The 21060-nt window shown below is 51.0% G+C and carries 26 protein-coding genes; 6 read left to right on the forward strand and 20 right to left on the reverse strand.

Translation table 11 applies throughout. The annotated features are described in order from the left end of the window. Positions 1-235: 235 nt before the first annotated feature. From M4I31_RS22935 to M4I31_RS22990, 12 genes are all read right to left on the reverse strand, one after another. Positions 236-874 (reverse strand): hypothetical protein, encoded by a 639-nt coding sequence (locus M4I31_RS22935; RefSeq protein WP_000636523.1) that lies wholly within the window; start codon positions 872-874, stop codon positions 236-238. A gap of 3 nt (positions 875-877) precedes the next feature. After that, positions 878-1876 carry an ImmA/IrrE family metallo-endopeptidase gene (locus M4I31_RS22940; RefSeq protein ID WP_052929074.1) on the reverse strand — a complete coding sequence of 333 codons (999 nt, stop codon included), beginning with the start codon at positions 1874-1876 and terminating at the stop codon, positions 878-880. 158 nt (positions 1877-2034) lie between these two features. Further along, on the reverse strand, positions 2035-4422 hold the full coding sequence (locus M4I31_RS22945; RefSeq protein WP_250856839.1) for a replication endonuclease: 2388 nt from the start codon (positions 4420-4422) through the stop codon (positions 2035-2037). Further along, complete coding sequence (locus M4I31_RS22950) at positions 4422-4727, reverse strand: DUF4406 domain-containing protein (protein ID WP_250856840.1); 306 nt, start codon at positions 4725-4727, stop codon at positions 4422-4424. Before M4I31_RS22950 ends, M4I31_RS22945 begins: the two co-directional genes overlap by 1 nt. Further along, complete coding sequence (locus M4I31_RS22955) at positions 4727-5698, reverse strand: Dam family site-specific DNA-(adenine-N6)-methyltransferase (RefSeq protein ID WP_250856841.1); 972 nt, start codon at positions 5696-5698, stop codon at positions 4727-4729. Before M4I31_RS22955 ends, M4I31_RS22950 begins: the two co-directional genes overlap by 1 nt. Before the next feature lies 1 nt (position 5699). Beyond that, positions 5700-5912 carry a hypothetical protein gene (locus M4I31_RS22960; protein WP_000166617.1) on the reverse strand — a complete coding sequence of 71 codons (213 nt, stop codon included), beginning with the start codon at positions 5910-5912 and terminating at the stop codon, positions 5700-5702. 42 nt (positions 5913-5954) lie between these two features. Further along, on the reverse strand, positions 5955-6137 hold the full coding sequence (locus tag M4I31_RS22965; protein WP_000946669.1) for a DUF3927 family protein: 183 nt from the start codon (positions 6135-6137) through the stop codon (positions 5955-5957). Continuing rightward, entirely contained in the window at positions 6137-6571 is a 435-nt protein-coding gene (locus M4I31_RS22970; RefSeq protein ID WP_000482341.1) for a tellurite resistance TerB family protein, read from the reverse strand. Before M4I31_RS22970 ends, M4I31_RS22965 begins: the two co-directional genes overlap by 1 nt. 94 nt (positions 6572-6665) lie before the next feature. Then, complete coding sequence (locus M4I31_RS22975) at positions 6666-6896, reverse strand: phage filamentation protein Fil family protein (RefSeq protein WP_048275527.1); 231 nt, start codon at positions 6894-6896, stop codon at positions 6666-6668. Next, entirely contained in the window at positions 6886-7092 is a 207-nt protein-coding gene (locus M4I31_RS22980) for a DUF4761 family protein (RefSeq protein WP_000290619.1), read from the reverse strand. Before M4I31_RS22980 ends, M4I31_RS22975 begins: the two co-directional genes overlap by 11 nt. Positions 7093-7102: 10 nt before the next feature. Then, on the reverse strand, positions 7103-7306 hold the full coding sequence (locus tag M4I31_RS22985) for a hypothetical protein (RefSeq protein ID WP_250856842.1): 204 nt from the start codon (positions 7304-7306) through the stop codon (positions 7103-7105). Positions 7307-7316: 10 nt separating this feature from the next. Beyond that, positions 7317-7598, reverse strand: coding sequence for a Cox family DNA-binding protein (locus M4I31_RS22990; RefSeq protein ID WP_021312625.1), 282 nt, complete (start codon positions 7596-7598; stop codon positions 7317-7319). 100 nt (positions 7599-7698) lie between these two features. Here M4I31_RS22990 and M4I31_RS22995 point away from each other — a divergent pair, with 100 nt between their 5' ends. Together M4I31_RS22995 and M4I31_RS23000 are read left to right on the forward strand one after the other, a co-directional pair. Beyond that, entirely contained in the window at positions 7699-8019 is a 321-nt protein-coding gene (locus tag M4I31_RS22995) for a helix-turn-helix domain-containing protein (protein ID WP_250856843.1), read from the forward strand. A 69-nt stretch (positions 8020-8088) separates the two neighbouring features. Next, entirely contained in the window at positions 8089-9069 is a 981-nt protein-coding gene (locus M4I31_RS23000; RefSeq protein WP_250856844.1) for a tyrosine-type recombinase/integrase, read from the forward strand. Between the two features lie 176 nt (positions 9070-9245). On the opposite strand, the gene cpxP is transcribed toward M4I31_RS23000, so the two are convergent. After that, complete coding sequence (cpxP, locus tag M4I31_RS23005) at positions 9246-9746, reverse strand: cell-envelope stress modulator CpxP (RefSeq protein WP_069324867.1); 501 nt, start codon at positions 9744-9746, stop codon at positions 9246-9248. Positions 9747-9896: 150 nt separating this feature from the next. On the opposite strand from cpxP, the gene cpxR reads away from it, so the two are divergent. Next, entirely contained in the window at positions 9897-10595 is a 699-nt protein-coding gene (gene cpxR, locus M4I31_RS23010; RefSeq protein ID WP_038635960.1) for an envelope stress response regulator transcription factor CpxR, read from the forward strand. Next, a complete protein-coding gene (gene cpxA / locus M4I31_RS23015; protein ID WP_042313425.1) occupies positions 10592-11965 on the forward strand; it encodes an envelope stress sensor histidine kinase CpxA in 1374 nt (457 codons plus the stop codon). Before cpxR ends, cpxA begins: the two co-directional genes overlap by 4 nt. A gap of 40 nt (positions 11966-12005) precedes the next feature. Here cpxA and M4I31_RS23020 read toward each other — a convergent pair whose 3' ends face one another. From M4I31_RS23020 to yiiM, 4 genes are all read right to left on the reverse strand, one after another. Next, a complete protein-coding gene (locus M4I31_RS23020; protein WP_087856673.1) occupies positions 12006-13256 on the reverse strand; it encodes an MFS transporter in 1251 nt (416 codons plus the stop codon). A gap of 117 nt (positions 13257-13373) precedes the next feature. Then, positions 13374-14330, reverse strand: a complete 957-nt coding sequence (locus tag M4I31_RS23025; RefSeq protein ID WP_060683767.1) for a sugar phosphate isomerase/epimerase — start codon at positions 14328-14330, stop codon at positions 13374-13376. A gap of 7 nt (positions 14331-14337) precedes the next feature. Next, the gene (locus M4I31_RS23030; RefSeq protein WP_085049720.1) at positions 14338-15042 is read right to left on the reverse strand and encodes a GntR family transcriptional regulator; all 705 of its coding nucleotides are present in this window, start codon (positions 15040-15042) and stop codon (positions 14338-14340) included. A gap of 218 nt (positions 15043-15260) precedes the next feature. Continuing rightward, positions 15261-15935, reverse strand: coding sequence for a 6-hydroxyaminopurine reductase (gene yiiM / locus M4I31_RS23035; RefSeq protein WP_085049719.1), 675 nt, complete (start codon positions 15933-15935; stop codon positions 15261-15263). A gap of 152 nt (positions 15936-16087) precedes the next feature. Here yiiM and M4I31_RS23040 point away from each other — a divergent pair, with 152 nt between their 5' ends. Next, positions 16088-16984, forward strand: a complete 897-nt coding sequence (locus M4I31_RS23040; RefSeq protein ID WP_085049718.1) for a dihydrodipicolinate synthase family protein — start codon at positions 16088-16090, stop codon at positions 16982-16984. Between the two features lie 41 nt (positions 16985-17025). Here the strand turns inward: M4I31_RS23040 and kdgT are convergent, their stop codons facing one another. Together kdgT and sodA are read right to left on the reverse strand one after the other, a co-directional pair. Continuing rightward, positions 17026-18009 carry a 2-keto-3-deoxygluconate transporter gene (gene kdgT, locus M4I31_RS23045; protein ID WP_038635946.1) on the reverse strand — a complete coding sequence of 328 codons (984 nt, stop codon included), beginning with the start codon at positions 18007-18009 and terminating at the stop codon, positions 17026-17028. Between the two features lie 236 nt (positions 18010-18245). Continuing rightward, positions 18246-18866 carry a superoxide dismutase [Mn] gene (sodA, locus tag M4I31_RS23050; protein WP_038635943.1) on the reverse strand — a complete coding sequence of 207 codons (621 nt, stop codon included), beginning with the start codon at positions 18864-18866 and terminating at the stop codon, positions 18246-18248. 288 nt (positions 18867-19154) lie between these two features. Here sodA and rhaT point away from each other — a divergent pair, with 288 nt between their 5' ends. Further along, positions 19155-20189 (forward strand): L-rhamnose/proton symporter RhaT, encoded by a 1035-nt coding sequence (gene rhaT / locus M4I31_RS23055; RefSeq protein WP_042313441.1) that lies wholly within the window; start codon positions 19155-19157, stop codon positions 20187-20189. Here the strand turns inward: rhaT and rhaR are convergent. Then, a complete protein-coding gene (rhaR, locus tag M4I31_RS23060; protein WP_069324871.1) occupies positions 20186-21034 on the reverse strand; it encodes an HTH-type transcriptional activator RhaR in 849 nt (282 codons plus the stop codon). The two genes, rhaT and rhaR, sit on opposite strands and share 4 nt — an antisense overlap. Positions 21035-21060 lie beyond the last annotated feature (26 nt).

A 21060-nucleotide genomic window follows, 5' to 3' on the forward strand; every position in this document is an offset into this window, starting at 1 on the left:
GCGAAAATCTGCGCAGATAATACCGACCCTATCCCACCCCTCAGCGCGCGCTCATTCCCCCGCCTCGCCCGCACGCAGAAACCCCGCTTTTTTGTGCAAATGTGCAGACCACCGGAAGGCCCGCCCCGTCTGGTCTGCCCTGATAATACGAATGCCGAAATATTTGTGCATTTACGTGCATTTTTTTGCAGTGTTTTTGACGCAATAAAAAAGGGCTTTGTTAGCCCTTAATTTTTTACCTTCCCCACTCCCGATCAGGAAGTCGATCTTTGAAGGCAAGGTAATCGTAAAACTCACGAGTATGAGAAAAAATACATTCGCACATTGCAGCGCCAGCGTTTGAAAGAGCCAATTTCAACATACCGTCAGGTTTAGGATTGCTCACCAAATTTTCATAAACTTGAGCCTGATCTGTACCGTGGACACATAACAAAAGCGACGACTCAAATGTAACAACGGCATCCAGTAAACGCTGATGAATCACGGAAAGGGCCGGTTGGTTTGCAACAATTGCAGTCAAACAGCGGCGATCACCAGTCATGAAAATGGCTTCAGGGTTCTCTATGCACGAAGCAAGCAACAGCTGTTCGCCTACATCAATTCCGGGCACACTCCCCAAAAGCTCAATAAGCTGGGAATCCTGAACTTCCGGGATATCCTGTACAGATTCAATGAAGGCTCCCACCTGCTCGTAAACAACCTGGCTACCACACTTCCTGATTGCTTTATCAGGATTTTTCGGCAGAAGCTGAAAACGAGCAGCAGGGTTAATGAAGATCTGTTCGGGGGGTTGATTAAAAACCACTGGCAGTTGTGATAACAGATTGCACTGGGCCAGTTTCAAAATGACATCATTGTCAGAAAGAACAATCACTTATTATTCCCCGATTAGATTTTCTAAAACCTTAAGATCATCTTCGTGAATATTTTCTAAATCCATCCCGCTTTTCATCATGGCCCTCACAAAATCCTGATCTGAGTCTTCACCAGCGCAGAGTGATTTAACAGCGTTAACAGCAACGCCCCAGCAGTTCTGCGCGAAACCATAATTTAAAGCGATGTGTGTTGGGTCAATGTGATTATCACTTCCAAACTTTTGAGCCGCGCGAGCCAAGCCTGGCCCATTCAACCTGCCAGCGGTAGGAACGATACGTAAAGACTTCTGCCCCGAAATGACCTGGAAGGCGAACTCGTTGGCTTCTTTCTCTACGTTGTCCGTCGAAGCATTCTCAATTTTTGCATCAATATGGCACTGCCCGTTTTCTGCGTTCAGATGCCCTCTGGCGATATGGCCTAACTCATGCGCGAGATCAAACAGCATATAGCCGTATTTCTGAGGCTGAGTAAGAACAATCACCGGGCGCCCGTGACTCATTAGCGCCAGCCCGGCCATTTTTTTGGCAGCTTGAGGGAAGCATTTTAGATAAACAACGGGAATGCCAATCGAATGACAGTATGTTACCAGGCTATCTAGCGACACCCATGATTCCTTAGTAAGAATCTGGGTTCGTATCGCCAAAGGATCCAGCACTGCACTGGCATCGTAAGGGACTTTGAAATTAGACGCAACAATACCGGCCGCAGTATAGGCAACAGCAGTAGCGATATCTAAATCGTTCTCGGCTACATTTTGGCGATGTTTATATTTATGGTTTCCACCAAAGTTAAAGCATACCCCTTCGCTACCATCTTTCAGGCTATCCGGGAGAATGCTAAACATACGCGCAAGGTGCAGGCACGCATACTGGCGCCCTGATGGGGTGTCAGCAAGCTTCTCATCCCACCAGTCAGGCAACAACCTGCGGATGTAAGAGAGATTAAACCCGGCCCGGCCGAATTTAGAATATATCTGACTCATCTGATTATGGTTCGTCATAAGAGCCTCCTAACTGCGTGTGTAAGCGAAATGCCATTTATTATTAGCTTAGTTATGACACAAAAGCGCGCACACTATAAGCAGAAAACGGCGAAAGTCATAACTATTTCGGTTGTGTGGAAAATGGGTAATTGCTTCTTAGAGCGGCTTATATCGGCTTAGTTCCGCGAAAATGCTGCTTTCATCCTGTTCACAAGATCGCTTGTTTTTTGCTTCGCCGCCATCACTTGCGACGGCAGCTTATCCAGCCCGGACGCTGCGCGGTTGCGGGATACCAGCCGCCCATCCTGCACGGTCATAACAAGCTCGCCGCACGCCACTGACGCACCGGCCATCATCGATCTGACCATTCCGGCGCTGGCATCAATCCCACGCAGCGCCAGCAGTTCACTGATCTGCTGTTCTTTCACGGATAGCCCGGCCCCCTCTTCCCGTTCCGGTGGCCGTTTTTTACGCTTAATTCGCACATCGTCACTAAGCCGCTGCGCCAGTTCTCGCTTTTCCTGCCGTGAAAGCGCATCAAAATTCACCGTCACGCCCTCAGCCGGCACAGTCATTCCTGACTGTCCTGTAGCTTCGCTGGCGGCATGTTCAACACCGTCAGCACCTGCCGCGGGATCCCGCGTACAGTTATTGACAGAACTCCGAGGGGCGGCGCTGCCGCCTGAAAAACCAACGTCAACGGCCACACCGTCAGCGCTCTGGCGCTTCGGCACGATTTTGTATTGAGTGGTGCGGGTGAAGATCAAAGAGTCATTGCCCGTAATCGGGCAGTAAATACCAGTGATTCGCTGGACGTTATCACCGTAGGCGTTGCCGTTTTCAGTGGTTTCATAGTTCAGACGGATGCGCAGCTTATCGCGCTCAACCAACGGGCCACCCTGGGCTAATACGTAGTTATCCCATTCGCCACCGTTAGCGGCCTGCCGGGCGGTTTCCAGTTCAGGGTGTAACACCAGTTCGCGATCGCCCAGGCGGCGAAGTTCCCGATATACCGTGACCGGCGCACCGCCGATCTGCTGAAACTGGCGAATAGCCCAGCGCGATGCCCACGCACTAACGCGGAGTGACATTTCTTTCAGGTCTTCCCCGGTTTCGCCGTCCTTCTCACCATCCAGCGCGAAGCCGTCGATATTCTTCGAAATGTATTTCGCTATGTAGCCGGTTGCGCTGCCGTGGGCATCGTCGATCGGCACAACCTGAAAGCGGTTTTCCTGCGCTCCCGGTTCGTTGCCGTCTTCTTTCAGGGCATATTTACGGAAGATTTCGCGCGCCTGCTCGACGCATTCCGGGCGCATAAAAAGAAGTAAATGCCAGTGGGGCGTTGCATCGTGGTGCGGTTCGACCACGCGGAAACCAAAGACGCGGATCCCTTTTCTCTTCCAAGCTGCGCGGGTTCTCGCCCAGACTTTGCAAAGATATTGCTGCGTCTCGCGCGGCGACGCGCCACAGTATTTATTATTGCGGCGCCCGTTATGCTGCATGGAGTGGTAACGGGAAGGTGCTGTCAGCGTGTAGAAATCACCGGCCAACCCTTCCAGCTTCGCCAGATCTTCAAAGCCGCGCATTCTCGTCATGAGTTCGCGGCGACGGTTGGCCGGATTGGCAACACTGCCGGCGACTTTATCGATCAGTGAAATGCGCTCGCCCGTGTCCTGGTCTTCCAGTTCCATAGCCTTGAGGTATTCACGGTTAGCCTTTTTCTGGGCCAGCCATTCCGTAAGGCACGGGGCGCTACTGTATGGGGAAGATTTTTTCTGGACGTATCCCGCTGCGATCATCAAATGCTCACGCCACCGGGCATGGATACGGCGCAGGCGGTTTAACCACCACTGCGGTGACTCAAGACGGAGAACAGCGCGTAACGCGTCCTCCGCTTCAAGTTCTTCATTGCAATATGCTGTCCAACCTGGGATCGGCGTTTTCAGATGCACCGCCAGCGACGCAATACGGCCATAGCCAGAAAGCGCCGCGAACTCAGGATCGCCGGTGCGCGCCAACTGGTGATCGGACTCGCGTATAAACTCGCTCGTAAAGATATCGGCAAGCGTATAAGCCAGTCTTTTTAACTCTTTTTTCCCTGCCCAAAGCATACGGAAAAGCTGATCGCGGATTGGTAGCAGAATGCCGGGCATCACAGTGTCAGGCTGGTAAACACTGTTGACGCTATCAATACGCGTTAATACGTGGCGCTCAAAGGTATTAACCAGCCAGAGATCTGCCGCTTTACGGTCTTTCGCGTCCAGCGCATCCAGCTTCGCGGCAAAGTGACGGCGGATATACTGCGGAAGAGAAGCCAGACGGCGACGCAGCAGCTTACTGCGTTCCGGCTTTTCGTCTTCCGCTACCAGTTCACAGAACGCAATATGCTTACGCGTGCCGTCCGGCGTGAGATAGTCGAAACCATCCAGCCCCGGCGCTACATCAACGCCAATCGGCTGGTATGGTTTGTTCCCGCCATAAGCGTAAGGGATAGCATTGTCAGCGCTACCCGGATACGGTGGAGGTGGAGAGGGCGCGCGACGGCCACGGGTTACGGCGGTCATTACGCCCCCGTGAACCGATCGATCGTCTGGTGCTGGATCTTCACCCCCAGCTTTTGAGCTAACGCGTGTTCTGCTCTTGCCCCGGCAGACTGCTGCCAGCCATCCAGCAAGAAGATCTCGTCAGCACAACGCAACATGGCGAAGCAAATATCCATGTATTCCGCCTGCTCTAATCCATCCGGCAAAATCGCCGGATTAAGGGCAACGTTTCCGCGTCGCACTACGTGCCCGGCTGCACGGTTAAATGCCTGCCGATTGAATCCAGGCAAACCGCTCATCGGGCCAGCGATATAGATTTTTGCCATTAAAAAGCCTCCAGATCGTCAAACGTGCCCGCCGCAACCATCGCGTTGTAAGTCGCATCACCCATCACGGCGCCACAATCAGGGCAACCGCCGCCGTAACGCCCGCAGCAGTCGCAGACAGGCAGCACGCCGATCACTTCTTTGGCCTTCTGTCGGTTGTCTTTGTCAGTGCTGACGGAACGTTGCACGCTGATTTCGTGCATCTTGAAGAGCTGATAAATCGCGCGGGTGGCTTCGGTGTCGCTGTTGGAAATGACGACCTTCACGCCATGCTTACGGTTAACTTCCAGCAGTGCCTGGACTAACTGGCGGTGGTTGTCTTCCGTGAATGGTTCGGTGTGGTATTGGGTAAAATCGGCTGTTTTGCTTTCAGGCAGGTAAGGCGGATCGCAGTAAACGAGAACATCGCCACCCGTGACGACCTGTAGAGAACGCTGGAACGGCGCGCAAAGAAATATTGCCTTTGTATCGTTGGCCTTTTCGGCAAACAGGCGGATTTCATTTTCTGGAAAGTAGACGCTCTTATACTTGCCAAACGGCACGTTAAAGCCGGTCTTCCGGCTGTATCGGCATAAGCCGTTATAACCGTGGCGATTCAGATACAGGAATTGAGCAGCGCGCATAATGCACGCCATTTCAGCGCCATAACGCAACCCACCGCTTTTTACCGTACCCACCTGCTTATTGAACGCGGCGCGGACCTCGTTGTATCCCTGCGGGCTGTTCTTACTGTTGAACAGTTCGCGGGCCGCATCGATCACTAAGTCCGGGTAACGGGTGACTTCCCGATACAGGTTAATAAGATCCGGGTTGATATCAGCCAGCACATAGCGGCGGTATTCAGTCGCCAGAAATACCGACGCGCCGCCTACGAACGGTTCGATCAGGCAGTCGGCTGTAGGAAGGTGTGGCAGCAAGTCAGGAAGGACACGGGTTTTACCCCCTGCCCATTTGATGAACGGGCGGATCATTTTACAGGACTCCGTAAGGGGAAGATGGAACAGCCGGACGCTGCAACGCCGTGGTAAGGCGCTGGCGCATGTCGTCGATAAAGCAGGAAACAGAGGGATCGTCAGAAGAAAGGGTTAACTCACCATCGCGGCGGGTTTTAATCGTCAGCCCTTCACGCTCAACAGCAGGTAAGAGAACGTGCAGGATGAAGTTATATTGATCGCGTTTAGTCATGATTCGAAGCCTCAGAAATTGCCGGGTTTCCCCGGCAATCTGTTACTGGTGATCCGCTGATTGGTTAGCTGACTTGAGGGCAGGCCAGACAAGGAGAAGAAGAGCGCCAACGAAGAAGGCGTCGCCAATCACCGAAAGCAGGTAGCTGGTGAAATCCACTGCTACGACCATGAAGGCCAACAGCAGGGCCAGCGCCGGACGTAGTGAATCCAGCACGCGCAGCATCAGAGATAATCCTCAACACGCAGCCCCAGACGGCGCCCGACCTCTTCCAGCACCTTCTGTTCTTCTGGTTCGATCTGGCCGTCCGCTTCGGCGATAGTCAGCATGTTGACGAAGACTTCTTCGGCTTCTTTCGGATCGTTTTTGATGTCGTCGATTTCGCGCAAAATGTTCATGCGGCCAACGCGGAAGCCAGCTTCAAGCTGTTCCGTATAGCGGTTGATGGTGGATGTAATTTCATTGCCGAAATGCGCAAGGCGCGGGTTAGAGCGGATAAGCTGATCCAGCTTGCTGGTTTCTTCTTTTTCGATCTCGCCATCGGCGGCAGATACCAAAAGACAACCGCCGACAATAGCTTCCATAAGATCGCGATTTTCCACTTTCTTAAGTTCAACTTTTGCCGCTGCTACTTTTTTTCCAAACAGTTTATTAAACATGCTATTTATCCTTTTTAGGATGAGTGAAAGCGCCATCACTTAATTAAGTGACGACAGTGAAGACTGTTTTTTAATTACTATTTAACTGGCGTTGTTAGCCGATTAAATCTCTCAAAGAATTAACAAGGTTAAAAAGCAATCCTTTGTTTATCTTCTTCGTATAAACAAAGGGCTTACTCATTCCCTTAATAAATTGAACCTTGCTAGGCTCAGGTTTAAAGAATTGCCCGTCTGGTGTTTCCAGCCAACCGCGTGAGTTTTTGAAGTGTGTAACCTGGCACCCGTGCTTAAGCAGGCTTGCCAGTGATGGGCCTTCATCGTGCATTACTGCCCCCTTGCTTATACATCTGATCAACCGTGCGCATGGCTTCCGCTAAAGCAAAGTCACGCCCGTAATAATCGCCATTGCTGGAAATACGATAAGAGTGCTTAAACGTAAATGGATTACGCGGGCACTTTTGAATCGTGAAGCCACGATATAAATATGAGTGACGACTTAACTGTATTAATTGCACAGCCACAAAAGCCCCCTCACATTCCCAATTTAAGCAATTCACCATCAACATGGCGCGCCACGTCTTTGGTTATTTTCTTAATCAGCTTTTTATCCCTGATCATAAACTCGCCGCTATTGGTGCGAATCATGAAGCCCGTTTGCATATCTTTTAAATGGCTGTCCAGAATGTCGTTGCATTCACGCATCCGGTTTTCGTGGTTGGCTGTTTTCTGGCTCATCGCGATAACCTCAAAGACCGATCCACAGCAACCAAGCGTCGCGCTGCTCTCTCGGACGGTTGTAGTAGGCGTCACGCATTGCACGATTGAACTCAGGAATATAGATCCAATTCTCAGCACGGGCGCCCAGGCTTTCCGGGTTCTTCCACGGGATGATCGGCAACTTACCGTCTTCAATCATGCTCTTAACCGTGGCGGGCTTCTTACCGATTAACTCGGCAAATTTAGGGTATGGAACCGCGTCAACGGCGTGACGCACTTCAATGAACCCCTCTAACTCTTTCTCTGTCATGTGTCATAATCCCCATCGGCGCTAGGCGCTTATTTCGGCTTGTAACTGCTTATATTGGCGGTTGCTCATGGTAGAGATTACCACCCTTAAGGAGAATGTTATGGTAGAGATCCCTACCCCGTCAAGCGGCGTGGGTGAAAAAATCAGAGCTATCAGGGATGCGGAGGGGTTAACAAGGCAGCAATTCTTTGAATTAACTGGAATACCTGCTGGCACGCAGAAGTATTACGAGACAGGAAGAGTGGAGAGTATTGGTAGCGATATCTTGCTTAAGATCACTCAGCATTCACGTTTCGCAAAATACACGCTCTGGCTTATGACTGATAAGACCGCCCCTCAAGCTGGTCAAATCGCACCGGCCCTCGCACACATTGGGCCAGAGCCAACTGGATCAGACCGCTCCGAGAAACAAACTGGTTAACTGTTTATAAACATTACATTTTCACTATCTGTTATCAGGATGGGGAAATAAACGCCGGAGGGCTTTCTTATGTCGATTAAGAAGCTCGAAGGTGGTCAATATGAAGTGGACGTATGGCCGCGCGGACGCAACGGAAAACGTATCCGCAGGCGATTTGAGAAGAAACAAGAGGCAGTTCTTTTTGAGCGTTATGTACTAGCCAACGCAGACAAAAAAGAATGGCTGGGCGCGAGCGTTGACCGCCGCACCTTAAGCGAGTTGTTAGATACCTGGTGGCTACTATATGGACAGACTCAGGAAAATGGCGAGATTGAAAAGCGGCACCTGAATAAAACAATCAGGGCGCTTGGTGATCCAGCCGTTAACCGACTGAACAAGCGAATGATTGCACAGCACCGAAGCCAACGGCTGGAAGACGATATCAGCGCAGCAACGATCAACCGGGATATTTACCGTTTGTCCGGGATGTTCAGCACGTTGATAAAGCTGGAAGAGTTCAGAAAGGAAAACCCCTGTAAGGGTCTGGAACCACTGAAAGAAGCGCCGCCAGCTATGACTTATCTCGCCAAATCAGAGATCCGTAAATTGCTGGATACTCTGACCGGCGACGATCGACGCGTAGCACTGCTATGCCTCAGCACTGGCGCACGCTGGGGTGAAGGGAGCACGCTGCGAGGTGAGCAGGTTAATCACGGGCGTGTGACGTTCCTTAAGACCAAAAACGGGAAAAAGCGCACGGTTCCGATATCGGAAGAACTGGAGAAAGAGATCAAGACCAGCGACACCGGGCCACTGTTCAAAGTTGACTATGAAAACTTCTGCGAACGGCTCAGGCTGGTTAAGCCTGACTTACCACGCGGGCAGGCCACGCATGTGCTTAGGCATACGTTCGCAAGCTGGTTCATGATGAACGGGGGGAACATTATTGCGTTACAGCAAATTCTGGGGCACGCCAGCATACAACAGACGATGGTTTATGCTCACCTTGCACCTGATTACCTGCAACACGCAGTAACGTTAAACCCTCTCGGCGGCGGGTTGGCGGTGTGACAATGTTGTCTACATCTTGTCTACACCCGTAACGCTATATCCTTCTTGTAACTGCTTGTGGCTGTTGCTAGAAGGTTTGATTTATAAGGGATTTTTTCTAAGTACCTGATAAAAAAAACCCCCACATCATGTGGGGGAAGACAGGGATGGTGTCTATGGCAAGGAAAACAGGGTTACTACTGGGAACGTGAGTTGCTACTACTCAATAAATTCAACGATGAGCTTTTTTGCCAGTGCGCGACGTCGCGCAGTTGCTCCATTCGTTGTTCATGTTTCTCATTTAAAACCGCTTGCTGCTCGGGCGTTAACAGGCGATACATCTGGTTGCGAATCCTGGCTATTTCAACCTGGCGGGCAACCTGTTCTTGCGCCATTCTTTCTGCCTGAGCGCGCACAGCGCTTTCATCAAATTTCTCTGCGGTGACAAGGCGATGCATTGTCTCCATTTCGCTAACATTAACAGGAGGCTGTTCGTGTCTTGCCTGCTGCATTAAATCTCGCATCTGTTGACGTTGATGTTCGGTTAAACTGATACCGTCAAACATGTGGCTCTGTACGCTGCGTTGCGCGGAGCCTTCACCCAGGTGCCAGTGATCGCCTGTGACGACTTCAGCTGCATGGCTTAAGGTACTGAATGCCAGCGTTGAGGCCATGACGGCAGCGGTAACTTTGCCCATCACTTGCTCCCAAAATCTTTTCTGTCGCGATTCAACGAGAGACAGTTTACGATTCGGGCTGCAAACATGCGTCAGGGGGTGTAAAACAACGTAAAGTCATAGATTAGCGACGCCTGATGACGTAATTTCTGCCTCGGAGGTACGTAAACAATGAATAAAATCCTGTTAGTTGATGATGACCGAGAGCTGACTTCCCTGTTAAAGGAGTTGCTCGAAATGGAAGGTTTCGATGTGCTGGTTGCCCATGATGGGGAACAGGCGCTCGAGCTTCTGGATGACAGCATCGATTTACTTTTGCTCGACGTCATGATGCCGAAGAAAAACGGCATCGATACACTGAAAGCGCTTCGCCAGACACACCAGACCCCCGTAATCATGCTGACCGCTCGCGGCAGCGAATTGGATCGCGTTCTCGGCCTTGAACTGGGCGCGGACGACTATTTACCGAAACCGTTTAACGACCGCGAACTGGTCGCGCGCATCCGCGCTATTCTGCGTCGCTCGCACTGGAGCGAACAGCAGCAGAGCAGCGACAACGGTTCGCCGACTCTGGAAGTGGATGCGTTAAGCCTCAACCCTGGTCGCCAGGAAGCCAGCTTCGACGGGCAAACTCTGGAGCTAACCGGCACCGAATTCACCCTGCTCTATTTGCTGGCGCAGCATCTCGGCCAGGTGGTTTCGCGTGAACATCTAAGCCAGGAAGTGCTGGGCAAACGCCTGACGCCTTTCGATCGCGCGATCGACATGCATATCTCGAACCTGCGTCGTAAGCTGCCAGAGCGTAAAGATGGGCATCCGTGGTTTAAAACGCTGCGTGGTCGCGGCTACCTGATGGTCTCCGCTTCATGATAGGGAGTTTAACCGCACGCATCTTTGCTATCTTCTGGTTGACGCTGGCACTGGTGTTGATGTTGGTACTGATGCTACCCAAGCTCGACTCACGTCAAATGACCGAGCTACTGGACAGCGAGCAGCGCCAGGGGTTGATGATTGAGCAACACGTTGAAGCTGAACTGGCGAACGATCCACCCAACGATTTGATGTGGTGGCGTCGCTTGTTTCGGGCGATAGACAAGTGGGCGCCGCCAGGACAGCGGTTATTACTTGTTACCACGGAAGGACGCGTGATCGGCGCAGAACGCAACGAAATGCAGATCATTCGTAACTTTATTGGTCAGGCCGATAACGCCGACCATCCGCAAAAGAAAAAATACGGTCGCGTTGAGATGGTCGGGCCTTTTTCCGTCAGAGACGGTGAAGATAACTACCAGCTGTATCTCATTCGACCTGCCAGCAGCTCGCAATCTGACTTTATCAACCTGCTGTTCGACCGACCGCTGTTGTTGCTGATCGTCACCATGTTAGTCAGCTCTCCGTTATTGCTCTGGCTTGCCTGGAGTCTGGCGAAACCGGCGCGTAAGTTGAAAAACGCGGCAGATGAAGTGGCCCAGGGCAACCTGCGTCAGCATCCGGAACTGGAAGCCGGTCCGCAGGAGTTTCTGGCGGCGGGCGCCAGCTTTAACCAGATGGTGACGGCGCTGGAGCGGATGATGACCACGCAGCAACGCCTGCTGTCGGACATCTCTCACGAGTTGAGAACGCCGTTGACGCGTCTGCAACTGGGCACTGCCCTGCTGCGTCGTCGTAGTGGCGAGAGCAAGGAGCTGGAGCGCATTGAAACAGAAGCGCATCGGCTGGACAGCATGATCAACGACCTGCTGGTGATGTCACGTAATCAGCAGAAAAACGCGCTGGTCAGTGAAACGGTGAAAGCCAATCAGCTATGGGGCGAAGTGCTGGATAACGCCGCCTTTGAAGCCGAGCAGATGGGTAAATCGCTCACGGTGAATTTCCCGCCGGGTCCGTGGCCGCTGTACGGTAACCCAAATGCGCTGGAAAGCGCACTGGAAAACATTGTGCGCAACGCCCTGCGCTATTCACACACGCAGATTGAAGTGGGCTTCGCGGTGGATAAAGACGGGATCACCATCACCGTGGACGACGATGGTCCGGGTGTTAGCCCTGAAGACCGGGAGCAGATTTTCCGTCCGTTCTATCGTACCGATGAGGCGCGCGATCGCGAGTCTGGCGGAACGGGGCTGGGTCTGGCGATTGTGGAAACCGCGATTCAGCAGCATCGTGGCTGGGTGAAGGCCGAAGACAGCCCGCTGGGTGGTTTACGGCTGGTGATTTGGTTACCGCTGTACAAACGCGCTTAACAGGCTTCCCCGGTCACGTATTGCCGGGGAAGCACTCACATTATGCAGTTGCGGTCGCAGCCGCTAGCTTTTGCTTTTTAATCCGCTTCACCAGGATTGTCGAACAGATAAAGCCCATTAAGCTGAACGCAATCATCACGCTAAAGACATAGTTGTAGCCCGTGATGCCGCTATTGGTGTCCAGCAAATAGCCGTATAACGTGTACGCAAACATGGCTGGCATATAACCAATGATGCAACCAAACGCCATTGCCGAACCGGCATACTCACGTGGCGTACCAATCTCATCCATTGGCGCGAAGAAAATCGCACGCTGTGAGAAGATAATCGCCCCGAATCCTAATGTTGCGGCCATACCGATATACACATTCATTGTTTGATGCGGCAACTGCATGAAAACAAGCATCGCAACGGCAGAGATCAGAAAGGTCCATTTCAGGTACACCGTCGGCGATTTAGCAACCTTATCCGCCAGCAGCCCGCCAATCGGCCCTCCTACCATTTTTAACGCATACTGGTTGATGATGCCGTACGCGCCGACCAGTGCTACCGGCAACATGTAGATGTCTTTTAAGAAGGGGATAAAGTAAGTCAGTCCACAATATGCGGCGTAAACGAAGAAAATCCCTAAAGAAGCCAACCAGACGTTAGGGCAGGACAAAACATGTTTAATACCCTTTAACACTTCCATATTGGCACTGGTATTCTCGCCGCCTTTCACTTTGTCGTCATCGACAATAAAGTACGTCACAATACCTGCCGCAAGCGTAATGACCGTATAAAACAACAGACCCGCCTGCATGCCCGCTTTGCCTTCACCAAACTGAACAAAAACAAACAGGGCGCCAGAAGCGACGATGACATCCACCACGCCGCGTCCGGCTTCTAAAAAGCCAAACATGCGACCTTGTTCTTCTTTCGTACCCAGCAGACGTACGGCTTTCAGCAATACCGGCCAATACACCACATCGGCAAAGAACGCCATTGCGGCAAAGCAAATGAGATAACCGGTAAATGATGGTAGCGTTGCCAGATATAAACCGCAAAGCCCTACGCCGATCAGACCAAAGGGTAATAATATTTTCTTAGAATAACGGTCTGCAATATAGAGCGAAAGAAACAGTCCGGTTGTCTGAACAATCGTATAAACCGTAAAGCTTAAGCCAATCTGCGTATTGGTTAAACCCCAGTCATTTTGCATTGGCACATAGAAAACATCTTTCATACTTGAAAGTTTGAATATTGTGCCGCCGCCTAAAATCAAAAAACAAAGCCTTGCCCATTTATTCATGAACATGAGTAAACCCTCATTGCTTGTTGAGAGAAATATCCAGATTAAATTATATAATTAATAAAATTGTAGAGTTATTTTCATAACCCTTTTCGCATTTAGTAAAATTTTAAAAAGTTATTGATTACCTATAAATTTATTACACAAGTCACGAATATATTTTATTTGAGCCAGAGCATGTTCTTTTTCCTGCGCCAGTCGCGCATCAATCATGTCAGCGTCAGGTAGCGGCGTATAACTTGCATCGCGCCATGGGATCCAGGGGTTATCACCTTCATCATCGAAACGAAATGCCGGTGCATAATATTCAACCTCTTCTTCCAGACCAAATGCATGTACTTGCGGTTTATCTTCACCTAAGAGTAATAATGCTTTGAGCATCTCTTCCATGGGTAAGTCGCCGTATCCAGAACGACAAGCCTCATGCCCCCAGCCTTTACCTTCTTTAATAATTTTAGCGTCTTTGATATGTACCTGAGTGATCAGAGGAGACATAACCTCTAACGCAGAAAGCGGCTGCTCATTGGCATTAATCATGTTGCCAAAATCAAACAGAATAGAGAGATTCTTCATTCCACTATTCTTAACCAGCGTCACCAGCTCATGGCCTTGCAGATCTTCATGCTGTTCGATGGTAAAGCTTAGGCCGCAATCATCATACTGAGACAACCACGCAATATCATTGGCGATCTTCGCCATAACATCGTTGAGATGCCCTTCATAGCGCGGGTAGAAACGAACTGACGTTGCGCCAGTTGCCACGGCAATACGGATCGCATCCGTCAACGTCGCCTTGTCCGATGCGCTCGTTTCGATATGCACATCCAAATTATATTTTTTGGCCTTTTCTTTAAAATCGTGTAACTGTCGATCGTTTAGTTTCTGCAGTGACTGAGATTCACCATCCTCAACATGTATTTTTACACCTTTTAATTTTTGCTGATATGCAATATCCAGAAGATCGCCAGGAAGGACTCTCTCATAGCGCATATTCAGATGAAAGGCATAAGCATGTAGGTACAGCGGTATATTTCTCGCACGTTCAGCGAGAAGTTCCTGGTTATATTTTCCCATAGTTTTCTCATTCATCACGAATAACAAGTTCCACTGATTCAAGTCGCCAGTATTCAAAATCAACCTGAACCACTTTTTTATCTAGGGTTGCCCGATGTTTTTCTACTAAAATTCCATAAGTATTTGGCGCAACGCCCAGTTCTTTACAGGCCACTTCCGGCATGTTGACCGGTTTAAAAATCATTTCTTTGATATTTAATACATGACCAAACGCATCTTCCCAGACGCTGGCAAAAGACTGATTGCCAAGTTTGTTTATGAATCCTGGCGCAACATCGGCATCAATATAGGATTCATGATAAAACACTTTATGCGAATCAAGACCACACCAGCCGGTAACTAAATAGCGATCGCCGGAGGAGAGAAAAACATCCTCAACATGGTGCGGAACCGTTTCAATCGTTTCCTTGGTCAAATAATCCCAAAAAGGTTTACGCCCCTGGGCACAGGCCTCGGCATTGAAGCTGGAAAGTGATTTCGGGTTATAAATGAATCGCTTCGATGAAATAAACCACCCGCTACGGTTCTTGCGGAAAATACGTGCATCAATCTCCAGCTCGATCAGAACCTGACGTAAGGTCATGCGCTTTGCATCCAGCAGCTCACATAGCTCTCTCTCCGAAGGCAATTTGGAGCCCGCTGGCAAATTATTCTCGTTTAACCAGCTTTCAAAGCGCTCTCTGAGCACATCAACATTGTTTTTCTTTTTCATCTCACTCAATCTGGTTTAAACCAATTTGAAGCTAAGATATTTGAGTGCACAAAATACTCAAGTTTTTTTTCAACGCATCGTTTCTTTTTGTGGGCCAGGTATCAAGAATGGCCTGGACACATGGCGCGACAGGCAGGTTTTAGTACGTGAGGAGATGAACCATGAGGACGATAAATCAGGTGTCGCCACCTGATTTAATGGCAAGCTAAAGGTGAGCGTTATTTCCCCCACAAACGGCGGGAATTATCTTCGATCTTGCCGCTTAAACGGCGCTTTTGCATCGTTCTGGTCCAGCTCTTCGATAACCCGGCAGCCGACAGTAAACGGTGATACTGCGAGTCATCAAACGGCATATGCCAGGCAATGGCAATCGCCTCGCGCACGCTGACGTCGCTGACGCGTGACGCCAGGATCAACGGCGCGTCCGTCGAAACCTGACCGGGAGCGATGACGCTGCATAGCCAGCCCGTCTTGCCCGCACTCTGCATCTGGCTGGCCATATCACTAATACCAAAATGGAAATTCAGCTTAAAGCACGGCGAGCGCGGCTGTGTGACCTGAATCAGCGCGTCTCCCCACTGGAAAATGTCGCCAATATACACATTCTCTTCCGTCAGCCCCTCAGTGGAGAGGTTTTCGCCAAAAGCGGGCGCGACAAATAGCTCCGCCTGCTCCGGAAACTCTTGTCTCCAGTGCTGATAGTGTTCACGCGGATAGTGGCACAGCGCGCGATCCGGCCCGCCGTGAATTTTCGTTTCCGCCTGTTCATCCCCCGTCAGGCCCAGTTCGGTCAGCATCAGCTCACCATCGACCTGAACTTTAGCAATCGCGCTGGGACGACTTCCCGTGTAGTCCCGAATCTTGCCTGTAAAAACATCGACCGGATATCGCATCTGTTCCCTCTCCCGATAAATTTCCCCCATTACACCATATTTATTTTATCCCAGTCGCTCAAAATGAGAGCACGGTTCACATGAAGCTTAGGGACACATGCTATCAATGTAAGCTGGTTTTGAAACATCATTTCAAATAAGGAGTCGACTACGTGACTGGTCAATCGCAATTTGCTGGCGTCTGGTGCCCTTCCATTACGCCAATGGATAATGACGGCAAGATCGATCTCAACGGTCTGAGCCAGCATCTCAAACGTTTAACCGAGGCCAAAATCGACGTGATTTTGCTGATGGGCAGCATCGGGGAGTTTGCTTCTTTTACGCTCGAAGAACGACTGCTGCTGATCCGTGAAGCCCGGGCTATGAGCTCGCTGAAGATGGTCGCCAACGTCTCATCCACCTGCCAGAATGATGTTCTGTTGATGGCGCAGGAAGCATATCGCGCAGGTTATGATGCCGTGATGATCCTGCCGCCTTACTACTACGGACAAACGGCGAAACAGCTGCTGAGCTACTTCCGCCAGTTGGGACAGAAACTCAGCGGTAAATGGTTTGCCTATAATTTCCCGGCGCGTACCGGCTGTGATTTAACGCCGGAGCTGGTTGCCACTCTCGCTGCCGAGTTCCCAGATTTCGCAGGCATCAAAGATACCGTCGACTGTCAGTCACATACCCGCAGTATGATTCAGACAACGCGCGCCGTGCGGGAAGATTTTGCCGTACTGTCCGGTTATGACGAATACTACATTCCTAACCTGCTGGCAGGCGGGGCGGGGATTATTTCAGGGTTGAACAACGTTATGCCGGAACTGTTTGTCAGCGCGCGGGAGGCGTTTAAGCAGGGCGACCTGTCGATGCTTCGCGATATTCAGGACCAGATTGGCACCTATATGTCCATCTACGCCATTGGCGAAGATTTTGTCACCACCATCAAAACCGTGGTATCGCGTAAGTTTGGCTACTGCACCGGCGTGTCACGTAATGCTGGCGGAGAGTTGAATGAGGGGGAATGTCGGACTATTGATGAGGTGTTCGTCGTCAAAGGTTAACTGACTAAGCCGGATGGCGCAGACCATCCGGCAAAAGAGGCTTACTTCACCGTACCACGAAGATCAATTTCCGCCGCCCTGGCTTTGACCTTTTTCGACCAGATGGACGTGATAATCGGTACCAGAATGGAGGTCACAATCACCGAGGTCGCCACCAGAGAGGTTGCCGCTGGCGCCATCGGTTTAAATGCCGGAACCATTTCAGCAATCAGTACCGGCGTGGCAACCGCCGCACCCGCTGAGCTGGAAGCGGCAATCCCCGCCGTTCCATCGCCGCCGCCAATCAGTTTATCGGCGATAATCAATGGGATCCCGGTGATGATAATCACCGCCACGCCCAGCAGAATCCCCAGCACGCCGGTCTGCGCAATCACGCTCAAATCGATGGTGTTACCCAGCGCGAAGGCGAAGAACGGGATCAGCGTCTGCACCGCTTTGCTGAAGAACTCCCGCAGTTCAGGGTCCAGATTACCCAGCGCAAAGCCAATCAGGAATGGTAATACAGCCCCCACAAACACGTGCGGTTCAAACGAAGCAATCCCGGCGGTTCCCAGAATAACCATGGTCATCAGCGGGCCTGATTCCAGAGACATCAGGACAAATGCCCCGGCCTCTTCTTTGGTGCCATACTGCTGCATAATCGAGGCGTACAGCCCACCGTTGGTCATATCCATGGCGGCCACCAGCGCCAACGTGGACAACCCGGCGAAGAACCCGACTTCCACACCGTGTTCCGGCAGGATGCGTGAGGCAATTGCCGCCACCACCCACGCCACCAAAATTTTGGTGATGACCAGCGTGCCGGATTTACGCAGCACGGTGCCGGTTGCACTTAGCTTAATCGACGCGCCCATACAAAAAAACCAGACCGCCAGAATAGGCACCGTACCGGTGATCATACCGTTGGTAAATGAGCCGAAATATTTCCCGGCGCCGGGTGAAAAGGTGTGACATAACGCGCCGAGGAAAAGCGGCACCAGCATCATCCCGCCAGGGATTCTCTCTATCGTTCGTTTGATCTGCATTTCCATCACCTGTAGACATAAAAATGGGGCAATTTTTATGGGCGATTGCATCTTGCTTTTGAGATGCGCCCGTCTTGATGAACAGAAGATAGACATTCAGAGGAATTATAAAAGTGATCCCACCCGCACAATAAAACATTGTTTCAATTTAAATGGATCATCGTTCCCATGTTGATTTTGATCACAAAAAAGCCCCCACAAGCAGCGCTTGCAGGGGCATTATTTAAGCCTAGAACTTATTTTTTAGCGGCGAAACGCGCTGCTGCTTCGTCCCAGTTAACCACGTTCCAGAACTCTTTAATGTAGTCCGGACGACGGTTCTGGAATTTCAGGTAGTAAGCGTGTTCCCAAACGTCCAGACCGACGATAGGGAAGCCAGAAGCGCCAGAAATTGCTTCACCCATCAGCGGGGAATCCTGGTTAGCGGTGGAAACAACAGCCAGTTTGTCACCTTGCAGAACCAGCCACGCCCAGCCGGAGCCGAAACGGGTGGCCGCTGCTTTTTCAAATTCAGCTTTGAAGTTGTCAACAGAGCCGAAGTCACGTTCGATAGCCGCTTTCAGGTCGCCCTGCAGCGTAGTGCCGGTTTTCAGGCCTTTCCAGAACAGGCTGTGGTTAGCGTGGCCGCCGGCGTTGTTACGCAGTACGGTTTTCTTGTCCGCTGGCAGTTGATCCAGTTTGGTGATCAGCTCTTCAGCCGACAGGCTGGCGAATTCAGGCAGACTTTCCAGCGCAGCGTTTGCGTTGTTTACGTAAGTCTGGTGGTGTTTGGTATGGTGAATTTCCATCGTCTGCTTATCGAAGTGCGGTTCAAGGGCATCATAAGCGTACGGCAGGGATGGCAGTGTATAACTCATAATCATCTCCAGTGTTGTCGGGCGGCCAGTGTTAACGCCGCGTAAGCAGTTGGGTCATTATAGTTAATTAAATGATATTGAAAATGATTATCAATGCCGTACTTTTTACAAGGTTTTAATCGATCAGTTTATTGTAAAAGATGTGAACCGAATCACCCACTTAACGTGATGATTGCCAACATGCGCAAAATGGCGGCAAGCGTTAAAAGGTTAATACCCTGCGTAATTTTTAAACTCGTCAGGTCGGAGGGGTCATTACCGACGATAAAAAATAACGAGGATTAAGTCATGAGTAACGCGATTACGATGGGTATCTTTTGGCATTTGATAGGCGCAGCCAGTGCAGCTTGTTTCTATGCCCCGTTCAAGCAGGTCAAACATTGGTCATGGGAAACGATGTGGTCGGTAGGCGGGATCGTCTCCTGGCTTATCCTTCCGTGGACTATCAGCGCTATGTTACTTCCCAATTTCTGGGCCTACTTCAGTTCCTTCAGCCTTTCCACACTGGCCCCGGTATTTCTTTTCGGGGCGATGTGGGGGATTGGCAACATTAACTATGGCCTGACCATGCGCTATCTCGGTATGTCGATGGGTATCGGCATTGCGATAGGTATTACGCTGATTGTCGGCACGCTGATGACCCCGATTATCAACGGCAACTTTGATGTGCTGATCAACACCTCCGGCGGACGCATGACGCTGCTTGGCGTGTTGGTCGCACTGATTGGCGTGGGCATTGTTACCCGTGCGGGTCAATTAAAAGAACGCAAAATGGGCATCAAAGCCGAAGAGTTCAACCTGAAAAAAGGGTTGGTTCTGGCGGTCATGTGCGGCATTTTCTCCGCGGGGATGTCATTTGCGATGAACGCCGCGAAACCGATGCACGATGCCGCCGCCGCATTGGGTGTGGACCCACTGTATGTCGCTCTGCCCAGCTATGTGGTTATCATGGGCGGTGGTGCGCTGGTTAACCTGGGTTTTTGCTTTATTCGTCTGGCAAAAGTGAAGAACTTGTCGATAAAAGCCGACTTCTCGCTGGCAAAACCGCTGATCATCAGCAACGTGCTACTCTCCGCGCTCGGTGGCTTAATGTGGTATCTGCAATTTTTCTTCTACGCCTGGGGCCACGCGCGTATTCCGGCACAGTATGACTATGTAAGCTGGATGCTGCACATGAGTTTCTATGTCCTGTGCGGCGGGATTGTTGGTCTGGTATTGAAAGAGTGGAAAAACGCGGGTCGACGTCCGGTCAGCGTACTGAGTCTTGGCTGCGTGGTAATTATTGTCGCGGCAAACATTGTTGGTCTGGGAATGGCCAGCTAAGCATGCTGGGTACTGAGATGACGCCACTGGCTCGGCGTCATCCCGGTTTCCCGCGTAAACACCACCGAAAAGTAGTTACTGTCCTCAAAGCCACAGCGCATGGAAATCTCACTAATCATTAACCGGCTGTGCTTGAGCAGATACTGAGCATGGCAAACCCGCACCTGGCGGAGATACTGGTTGATGGTCATCCCGGTCTGGCTGCGAAACTGCTGGCGCAAAACGCGTTCGCTGCACTGTTCGCGCTCACAAAATTTATCCAGTTCGAAAGCATGCTCATGACTCCCGGCTAATGCGGTAATGAGTTTATCCAACAGCGTTTCACTCGACGTTGCCGGGAGCGTATCTGTCGCATAACGATGGCGTTTAAGGAGGGTCACCAGTTGCCCGAACAGCAGTTCCGCCATGTTAAAAGCCTGCGCATCGCGTTGATTGCTTTCATGCTCAAGCTGGCTTATCACCTGCCTGGCCTGAGTCATGCCAACGCTGCCGAGTCGCCAGTGCGGCTGCCGTGGCGTACCGTTAAATCCGGGGATCGCCCCTTCCCAGTCAACATTCAGCGTTAACCGCTCCGGGCAGTAGATGATATTTTGCAAAACAAGGTCATTTACGGAAGTGTAGGAATGTTTGTCTTCAGCGCGAATGTAAAACAGATCGCCACGGGTTATCCGGTACGGACGATCGTTAAGAACATGCAGACCATTGCCGCGCCAGACCAGGACCAGCTCGCAAAATTCATGGGTATGTTCCGCAAAGACATCCTGCGGATAACGGTCAGCCACGGCGACAGCCTGCTGTTCATGCGCGAAAAAGTCTGATGTCAGAAGGATTAGCTGATTCGCCATCACAATATTCCCTGCCATCCGGCGTT

This window comes from Citrobacter sp. XT1-2-2 (assembly GCF_023516235.1).
In the GTDB taxonomy this organism is placed as follows: Bacteria; Pseudomonadota; Gammaproteobacteria; order Enterobacterales; family Enterobacteriaceae; genus Citrobacter; species Citrobacter werkmanii.

Bases quoted from the DNA above. Each gene is read 5' to 3' on its own strand.
- M4I31_RS22940 (WP_052929074.1), bottom strand. From the start codon at position 1,876: ATGACGAACCATAATCAGATGAGTCAGATATATTCTAAATTCGGCCGG.
- M4I31_RS22945 (WP_250856839.1), bottom strand. From the start codon at position 4,422: ATGACCGCCGTAACCCGTGGCCGTCGCGCGCCCTCTCCACCTCCACCG.
- M4I31_RS22950 (WP_250856840.1), bottom strand. From the start codon at position 4,727: ATGGCAAAAATCTATATCGCTGGCCCGATGAGCGGTTTGCCTGGATTC.
- M4I31_RS22955 (WP_250856841.1), bottom strand. From the start codon at position 5,698: ATGATCCGCCCGTTCATCAAATGGGCAGGGGGTAAAACCCGTGTCCTT.
- M4I31_RS22960 (WP_000166617.1), bottom strand. From the start codon at position 5,912: ATGACTAAACGCGATCAATATAACTTCATCCTGCACGTTCTCTTACCT.
- M4I31_RS22965 (WP_000946669.1), bottom strand. From the start codon at position 6,137: ATGCTGCGCGTGCTGGATTCACTACGTCCGGCGCTGGCCCTGCTGTTG.
- M4I31_RS22970 (WP_000482341.1), bottom strand. From the start codon at position 6,571: ATGTTTAATAAACTGTTTGGAAAAAAAGTAGCAGCGGCAAAAGTTGAA.
- M4I31_RS22975 (WP_048275527.1), bottom strand. From the start codon at position 6,896: ATGCACGATGAAGGCCCATCACTGGCAAGCCTGCTTAAGCACGGGTGC.
- M4I31_RS22985 (WP_250856842.1), bottom strand. From the start codon at position 7,306: ATGAGCCAGAAAACAGCCAACCACGAAAACCGGATGCGTGAATGCAAC.
- M4I31_RS22990 (WP_021312625.1), bottom strand. From the start codon at position 7,598: ATGACAGAGAAAGAGTTAGAGGGGTTCATTGAAGTGCGTCACGCCGTT.
- M4I31_RS22995 (WP_250856843.1), top strand. From the start codon at position 7,699: ATGGTAGAGATCCCTACCCCGTCAAGCGGCGTGGGTGAAAAAATCAGA.
- M4I31_RS23000 (WP_250856844.1), top strand. From the start codon at position 8,089: ATGTCGATTAAGAAGCTCGAAGGTGGTCAATATGAAGTGGACGTATGG.
- cpxP (WP_069324867.1), bottom strand. From the start codon at position 9,746: ATGGGCAAAGTTACCGCTGCCGTCATGGCCTCAACGCTGGCATTCAGT.
- cpxR (WP_038635960.1), top strand. From the start codon at position 9,897: ATGAATAAAATCCTGTTAGTTGATGATGACCGAGAGCTGACTTCCCTG.
- cpxA (WP_042313425.1), top strand. From the start codon at position 10,592: ATGATAGGGAGTTTAACCGCACGCATCTTTGCTATCTTCTGGTTGACG.
- M4I31_RS23020 (WP_087856673.1), bottom strand. From the start codon at position 13,256: ATGAATAAATGGGCAAGGCTTTGTTTTTTGATTTTAGGCGGCGGCACA.
- M4I31_RS23025 (WP_060683767.1), bottom strand. From the start codon at position 14,330: ATGGGAAAATATAACCAGGAACTTCTCGCTGAACGTGCGAGAAATATA.
- M4I31_RS23030 (WP_085049720.1), bottom strand. From the start codon at position 15,042: ATGAAAAAGAAAAACAATGTTGATGTGCTCAGAGAGCGCTTTGAAAGC.
- yiiM (WP_085049719.1), bottom strand. From the start codon at position 15,935: ATGCGATATCCGGTCGATGTTTTTACAGGCAAGATTCGGGACTACACG.
- kdgT (WP_038635946.1), bottom strand. From the start codon at position 18,009: ATGCAGATCAAACGAACGATAGAGAGAATCCCTGGCGGGATGATGCTG.
- sodA (WP_038635943.1), bottom strand. From the start codon at position 18,866: ATGAGTTATACACTGCCATCCCTGCCGTACGCTTATGATGCCCTTGAA.
- rhaT (WP_042313441.1), top strand. From the start codon at position 19,155: ATGAGTAACGCGATTACGATGGGTATCTTTTGGCATTTGATAGGCGCA.
- rhaR (WP_069324871.1), bottom strand. From the start codon at position 21,034: ATGGCGAATCAGCTAATCCTTCTGACATCAGACTTTTTCGCGCATGAA.